Here is a 6,844-nt window from a genome sequence, read left to right as displayed (position 1 = left end):
CCGTGACCGGAACAACGAGAAGGTCTACCATCTGGTAAAGGGGCTCTTCCTCCAACATCCTGTACCCAATCTGGGAACGACAGAATGTGTCTATGAAACGTGGTATATAAGCCGCACTCTCTGCTACCGCTTCATGGTCTCCACCACGAAAAAGACAAACCGGTATCGCCCCAGAGGCATACACTAACTCCTCTGGCATATACCCCCCAGGTGTATACCCGATAATCTTTACCCCCTCTTCTCTCTTTTTCCTTATCTCTCTGTACCTTCCATCCATATGCGCTGAAAGCCGATCCATTGCTCCCATATTACACCTCCTACCTTATGAAAGATGGCCTAATTAGGCCTGCCAAAGTATGAAACCTTTCCATACTAACTAATATACAACCCTAAATTTATTAATGTCAAGCAAAATTCCAAAATCCGGATATAGGTTTGAACAGATCAATTCTTTTTGGGTTTTTGCTCATAAAAATTGCCGAACTGAATTGACAGGGATTTTTCAATCATTTTCCCTTAATTCGCCCTTCAATGCCATAATTTAGGGATTTGGTCCATATTGACATAAAGAGTATGAAATTGTATTCTTGTAATGTCCATCAGATTTTGGGGTTTTAAGGAGGGATTTCTATGAACGGTGCCAGTTTCCAACAGCTTGAGGCCACCTCACTTTATTGCCCACAATGTAAAGTAGCTGTGCCAGTAAGAAAAAGACTCCTGATAGTTTTACCTGAAGGGGATAAATTTGAGTACCTCTGTAGCTACTGCTCATCATCTTTGGGTTCCAAAATAGAGCCACAGAGCAAAAAGAATAAGCTTATAATTTAAGGGATATTGGTGGAATATTTTGTATTACATCTAACCTTCGATATCAGTTCAAAAGGTTCTGCACGCAAGATCTTTCCTTATCTGGCCATTCACATAATTCGAACAGAATGCATTGACCACAAAGTGGTCTTTTTGCCTTGCAAATTCTTTTTCCATGAAAGGTAAGCAGGTGGACTGTACGGATCCATTTCCCCTCTGGTATAATATTGCACAACTCCATTTCTACCTTATCAGGATTATTGGAATGTGCCAGCCCCAAACGATTTGAAACCCTCTGCACGTGGGTATCCACCCCAATAGCAGGTTTGCCGAAGGCGTTAGCCAGTACTATGTTTGCGGTTTTTCTTCCAACCCCGGGGAGACTTACCAGTGCCGGGAGCGTTGAAGGGACTTCCCCATTAAAGTCTTTAATAATCTTTTTACAACACCCTGCAATATTTTTAGCCTTGTTTTTATAGAAACCGGTAGAATGAATATCTTCTTCTAATGCATCGATGCTGACGTTTGTATAGTCTTCGGCTTTTTGATACTTTTTAAAAAGGTCTGTGGTAACCTGGTTGATCCTTTCATCAGTACACTGAGCGGCAAGGATGGTGGCAATAAGGAGCTGTAAAGGGGTTTTGAATTCAAGGACTAAGCGGGCATCAGGATACTCCCTTTCTAAGATTTCTAAAATCCTTTTGACTTTGACCATACAATGCTGCCTCACCTAGCTAGTTCGTCCTGAAAAACTCCCTTTTCCGCTCTCCCATATCCATGTTATCAAAGATTTTGCCAAAACAAAAGAGAAACTTCTAATAAATTAGTGATTGATAACACTCTTTTTATAGGCTATATTATCCGAAAACCCATTTTGATTATTTATTAAAAAATCTTAAAAATCAATTTTGAGGAAGAACAATGAATAAAAATGGAAACATAAATATTTTGATGATAGACAAACAGGCACTTAAGCTCGGTGAACCTCTGGAGGATTTTCTAAATCTTTCTGATGAAATGCATGTATATACTGTCAGGATTTGCGACAGCTATACTGAGGCATTGCCCATGCTGGAGGGGGTGGATATAGCCTTGATAGAACTTGACCTAACCAAGGAATACTCTATGCCGGGAGATAAGGATTTTCTTCCATGGATAGATGAGGAAAATGCCGGATACAGGTTTTTAACATACCTTAAGGTGGAATGTCCGGATATTAAGGTGATTATGCTGGTGGACTATCCTGCATGTGAGAAGCCCAGACCGGAGATGCCGGAAATACTGGATAAGGGAGCCGATAGCTATATTGTAAAGCCCTTTGTCATAAGTGAACTGGTTGAAAAAATCCACCGCATATCGTTAACTTACTTCTTTAATAAAGGGAATAAAAGTTAATGAAGGGAGAAAAGATATTGATAGCGGTCCTTTTGATTGCTACTGTTTTATGTTGGGGTGCAACTCCCATAATAGAAAAAATCGGTTTAACGAAGGTGTCTCCTATAGTTGGTGTTACCATAAGGAGTATTACCATAACAGTTATTCTTGTGGTTGTTACTATCCTAACTGGCGATATAAAGGACATAATCAACACTGACGTTAAATCGATTTCTCTTTTTTCCTTAAGTGGAATTTTAGCTGGCTTGTTGGGCATGTGGACTTATTACCAGATCCTTAAGACGGGGGCAACCTCTAAAATTGTTCCCCTTGCTGCTACCTATCCACTGGTGACAGCTATGCTTAGCATTTTGATTTTAGGAGAAGCTATAACACTGCCCAGGATAATTGGTACTGTCCTTATTGTTGGGGGGATTTACTTAGTAAAGTGAAATAGAAGCGCATATCAAGAGCTTGATGCCCTTGTAACTATTCAAAATCTCGATGGATTTGTAAAAAACTCCAGATACAAGGCACGCAAATCACGAGGAGTGAGGCGTACTTATAGTTACGCTGCAACAACGAGGGATGCAGCGTAACGCCGCAGATGGACTTTTTACGAATCCATCAAACTTTATTCCAATTGTTTTATAGCCTCTTCAATCCTGTCCATGCCCATCTTAATATTTTCGAAAGACGTGGCATAGGAGAGTCTGATGTGATTATCATCACCAAATGCCAGACCTGGTACCACAGCAACCATGGCAACATCCAGAAGAAAATCGGCAAAACCGGTGGAGTCTTCTATTCTCTTCCCATTAAACCTTTTTTGATAAAGTGGTGAAACCCTGGGGAATGTATAGAAAGCCCCCATAGGTTTTAAGCACGAAACTCCATCAATGGAATTGAGCCTTTTGACCATATATTTTCGCCTTCTGTTAAACTCTTCTACCATTGTATTTACAGCATCATAAGAGTTTGTTAGTGCCTCTATACTGGCCTTCTGGGCTATGGATGTAGGGTTGGAGGTGCTCTGACTCTGAATTTTACTCATTGCCGAAATTATTTCCTGTGGCCCGCCTGCGTACCCTATTCTCCATCCTGTCATAGAATAAGCCTTTGAGACCCCATTTGCCACGATGGTTAAATTTTTTATTTCCTTTCCTAATGAGGCTATACTGGTAAAAGTTAAACCATCGTAAACGAATTCCTCGTATATCTCATCCGATATTACGATCAGTTTCTTTTCTACAGCAATTTCTGCTATCTTTCCAAGCTCCTCTGCCATATACACAGTACCGGTAGGATTTGAAGGACTGTTTAATATGATTGCCTTAGTCTTATCAGTGATTGCTTCCCATAATTCGTCAGGCAGGATCTTAAATTCATTCTTTTCTGTAGTTTTTACAATGACAGGTGTAGCATCGGTTAAAAGGACAATATCAGGGAACGATACCCAGTAGGGAGCCGGAATAATCACTTCGTCACCACTATTAAAAAGGGCCTGTGCGATGTTATAGATAATGTGCTTTCCCCCACAGGAAACTATGATCTGCTTTCTTTCATAGGTCAGGTTATTTTGCCTTTGGAATTTATTGATTATAGCATCCTTCAGCTCTTGAATTCCATCAACAGGGGTATACTTGGTAAAGCCCTCATTAAGGGCATTAATAGCTGCGTCTTTAATGTTTTGAGGCGTATCGAAATCAGGCTCTCCTGCCCCAAAACTTATAATATCTATACCATCTGCCTTCATTTTATCTGCCTTGGCAGATACTGCCAGGGTTGGCGACGGTTTTATCTTATTCACTCTTTCAGCCAGAATCATGATTTTTCCTTCCATTTAACCTTATGTTATTACTGTTTAACTCTCTGTATTTTGGAAATTTCTCTTTTAACTTTCTGTCGACAACATCAGGGACAAGGTTTTTCACAGAACCACCCATACTTGCCACCTCTTTGATTATTTTAGAACTGATATAGAACCACCTGTAGCTGGTCATAAGAAAGACTGACTCTATATTTCTATGCAGTTTTCTGTTCATCAACGCCATCTGGAATTCATATTCAAAATCCAGTACTGCCCTGAGTCCTCTAACTACTACATGCACATTCTGTCTATCCAAATATTCTACGAGAAGACAGTCAAAGGAATCTATAATAACCTTGGGATTATCTTTGAATATCTCGCGGATTATCTCTACCCTCTCTTCCATAGTAAACAAATTGGTTTTGAGTGGATTTAATGCAACCGTTACTATAAGCTTATCAAAGAGGTTGAGAGCCCTATTTATCAAATCTACGTGACCATTGGTAACCGGATCAAATGAACCTGGGTATACAGCAAATCTTTCCATAAGCTTCCTTTTATTAACGGGTTAATTAGTTTTTTTGAAAAATTCAAAAAACGAGATTATGGTTGTACCATATCTTCTCTGATCAGCCAAGGTTAGTCCTTCTATACCTCCTTCTACCATTTCTGAAGAAGAGTGTTCAGCTATAACCAAAGAGGTATCTTTTAAAATATCTGATTGGGATATCTTCACCAGAGCGTCTTTCAGTATACCCTTTATGTAAGGTGGATCCAGAAATATAAAATCGAATCTATTTCCCCTTCTTTCCAGAATCTTTATTCCCTTCTCTACGGTAGTGCCTATTATTTGACTGATATCAGTAAACCCACAGTTTCGGAGGTTCTTTTCTAACACAGGCAAGACATGCCGACTACTCTCGATAAAGACTGCTTTCGATGCCCCCCGACTCAGTGCCTCTATCCCTAAGTTCCCGGTTCCTGCAAACAAATCCAGAACCTCCTTATCTTTGAAATCACAGGATAGTATATTAAAAATCGATTCTTTAATCTTGTCAGCGGTTGGACGTGTAGTTAAGCCTCTGGCAGAAAGCAGCTTCCTTCCCTTTGCCTTACCACCTATAACCCTCAATGATTTATCACTATACTAAGGTTGACTGTTCTTTAAGTATGAAGTGGGCAGAATCTTAACATATAACTTAGGTTTGTCAAGAGCTTTCAGGAAAGACTTTACAGAAAAGAGAAGAGTGAATTATGCTATGTCAGCCCTTTTTCAATATTGCTGCCTTGCTAAGAAATAATTTAGGTCTCTCAACAACTGCCAGGCCGGCGTCCATGGCTTTTTTGATTGTGTTTTCAAACGTTTTTTTTGAAACATGAAATGGTGGTTCTACCATGAAAACCTGTCCATTCGGCTTTAGAATCGTTTCTATTTCACTAAAAAATACCTTTACATTGGGAACTTCGTGAATCATATAGAACAACAGAACAAAATCAACCTTCTCAGAAACGCCTATTTTGTTCTCCTCGCATTTGTGCAGTGTGATACGTTCTTCAAGTTCAGTTCCTTTAATCTTTTTTCTTACTTTTTGAAGCATCCCTTCCTGTAAATCAGCAGTGATGACTCGACCGGATTTGCCGACCATTTGTGCCATATCAATAGAGAAAAACCCCGGGCCACAACCTATATCCAGAACAGTCATTCCTTCTTTAACATAGGGACCTAGTATTTTTCGCGGGTTTTGTATCCATCTTCGAATCCTATTATCGAGAACACCCGATGCTACAACCGGACATATACGATTCCTTCTATTGATCACTATATCTTTATCCAACTATTTTTCGTTTATTGAGAACTATTAAGGATGGGACTAATTAACCTCTTTATACACAAAATTATCATTAAATGCATATATTGTGTTTTAACCCGAACATTCATTTTTATACGCTATATTCTTCCCATCTCTTTTAATGCTTTTCTTAGCTTCTCTCTATTCTCTGGTCTTAGCTCTACCAGGGGCAACCTCAACTTTCCGGCCGGTAGTCCCATCATCTTCAATGCCTCTTTTACCGGTGCTGGATTCGATTCTATAAATAGGGTATTGACTAAATGAAGGGTGCGGTAGTGTATATCCCTTGCTTTTTCATATTCTCCTGCTTTGATCAATTTACACATCTCGGTATACTCTTTCCCTATAACATTCCCCACCGCACATATTACACCATCTCCCCCAAGGCACATCATGGAGTATGTCAGAGCATCTTCACCAGAGAGGACAAAGAACTTTTTGGGGCTGTTCTTGGTGGCTCTTATTATCTCCATGGTCTGCATTAGATTCCCGTTCGCATCTTTAAGCCCTATTATATTATCGATCTTTGAAAGTTCAATTATAGTTTGAGGCTCTATATTTCTGCCAGTTCTAGATGGTATATTATATATAAAATGAGGTATTTTTGTATTTTTAGCGATAGCTTCAAAGTGGCGCATAATCCCATCCTGGGTTGGTCTGTTATAGTAAGGGCCCACTTGAAGACTGGCATCAGCACCCACATCCTCAGCGTGTTTTGTCATAGCAATAGCCTCCTGGGTGCTATTAGACCCGGTTCCTGCAATTACAGGTACCCTGCCGTTAACCTCCTTTATAACTATCTCAATTATCTGGTTATGTTCTTTGTGGGAGAGGGTAGGGGATTCTCCTGTAGTTCCACAGGGGACTATACCATCAACCCCCTCCTCTTCAATAAGATAATTTACCAGCTTTTTTAACCCGCCCTCATCTATTGAATAGTCATCCTTAAAGGGAGTAATTATCGGGATATGACAGCCAGTAAAGTCTTTCTGATGCATGGTTA

The 6,844-nt window shown here is 39.8% G+C and carries 10 protein-coding genes; 3 read left to right on the top strand and 7 right to left on the bottom strand.

Going from position 1 to position 6,844, the window contains the following annotated elements:
• On the bottom strand, nucleotides 1–307 hold a 307-nt coding region (locus AB1401_07230), incomplete at its 3' end, for a 2-hydroxyacyl-CoA dehydratase family protein (GenBank protein MEW6615239.1).
• Between the two features lie 323 nt (nucleotides 308–630).
• On the opposite strand from AB1401_07230, the gene AB1401_07225 reads away from it, so the two are divergent.
• Nucleotides 631–828, top strand: coding sequence for a cytoplasmic protein (locus AB1401_07225; protein ID MEW6615238.1), 198 nt, complete (start codon nucleotides 631–633; stop codon nucleotides 826–828).
• Nucleotides 829–871: 43 nt separating this feature from the next.
• Here AB1401_07225 and nth read toward each other — a convergent pair whose 3' ends face one another.
• Entirely contained in the window at nucleotides 872–1,522 is a 651-nt protein-coding gene (gene nth / locus AB1401_07220) for an endonuclease III (protein MEW6615237.1), read from the bottom strand.
• Nucleotides 1,523–1,728: 206 nt separating this feature from the next.
• Between nth and AB1401_07215 the strand changes: the two genes are divergently transcribed.
• Both AB1401_07215 and AB1401_07210 read left to right on the top strand, forming a co-directional pair.
• A complete protein-coding gene (locus tag AB1401_07215; protein ID MEW6615236.1) occupies nucleotides 1,729–2,202 on the top strand; it encodes a hypothetical protein in 474 nt (157 codons plus the stop codon).
• The gene (locus tag AB1401_07210) at nucleotides 2,202–2,633 is read left to right on the top strand and encodes an EamA family transporter (protein MEW6615235.1); all 432 of its coding nucleotides are present in this window, start codon (nucleotides 2,202–2,204) and stop codon (nucleotides 2,631–2,633) included. The genes AB1401_07215 and AB1401_07210 overlap by 1 nt, the downstream gene beginning before the upstream one ends.
• A 182-nt stretch (nucleotides 2,634–2,815) precedes the next feature.
• Here the strand turns inward: AB1401_07210 and AB1401_07205 are convergent, their stop codons facing one another.
• The 5 genes from AB1401_07205 to dapA form a co-directional block, all read right to left on the bottom strand.
• Entirely contained in the window at nucleotides 2,816–4,009 is a 1,194-nt protein-coding gene (locus AB1401_07205; protein ID MEW6615234.1) for a pyridoxal phosphate-dependent aminotransferase, read from the bottom strand.
• The gene (gene coaD / locus AB1401_07200; protein ID MEW6615233.1) at nucleotides 3,996–4,538 is read right to left on the bottom strand and encodes a pantetheine-phosphate adenylyltransferase; all 543 of its coding nucleotides are present in this window, start codon (nucleotides 4,536–4,538) and stop codon (nucleotides 3,996–3,998) included. Before coaD ends, AB1401_07205 begins: the two co-directional genes overlap by 14 nt.
• 21 nt (nucleotides 4,539–4,559) lie before the next feature.
• Nucleotides 4,560–5,123, bottom strand: a complete 564-nt coding sequence (rsmD, locus tag AB1401_07195; GenBank protein MEW6615232.1) for a 16S rRNA (guanine(966)-N(2))-methyltransferase RsmD — start codon at nucleotides 5,121–5,123, stop codon at nucleotides 4,560–4,562.
• Nucleotides 5,124–5,253: 130 nt separating this feature from the next.
• Nucleotides 5,254–5,826 (bottom strand): class I SAM-dependent methyltransferase, encoded by a 573-nt coding sequence (locus tag AB1401_07190; protein ID MEW6615231.1) that lies wholly within the window; start codon nucleotides 5,824–5,826, stop codon nucleotides 5,254–5,256.
• 113 nt (nucleotides 5,827–5,939) lie between these two features.
• Entirely contained in the window at nucleotides 5,940–6,839 is a 900-nt protein-coding gene (gene dapA, locus AB1401_07185; protein MEW6615230.1) for a 4-hydroxy-tetrahydrodipicolinate synthase, read from the bottom strand.
• Nucleotides 6,840–6,844: the final 5 nt, after the last annotated feature.

It is taken from the genome of Thermodesulfobacteriota bacterium (assembly GCA_040757775.1).
Taxonomy (GTDB): Bacteria; Desulfobacterota; UBA8473; order UBA8473; family UBA8473; genus UBA8473.
Note: the sequence above shows the minus strand (reverse complement) of the source record. Positions and strands in the feature narration are given on the sequence as shown.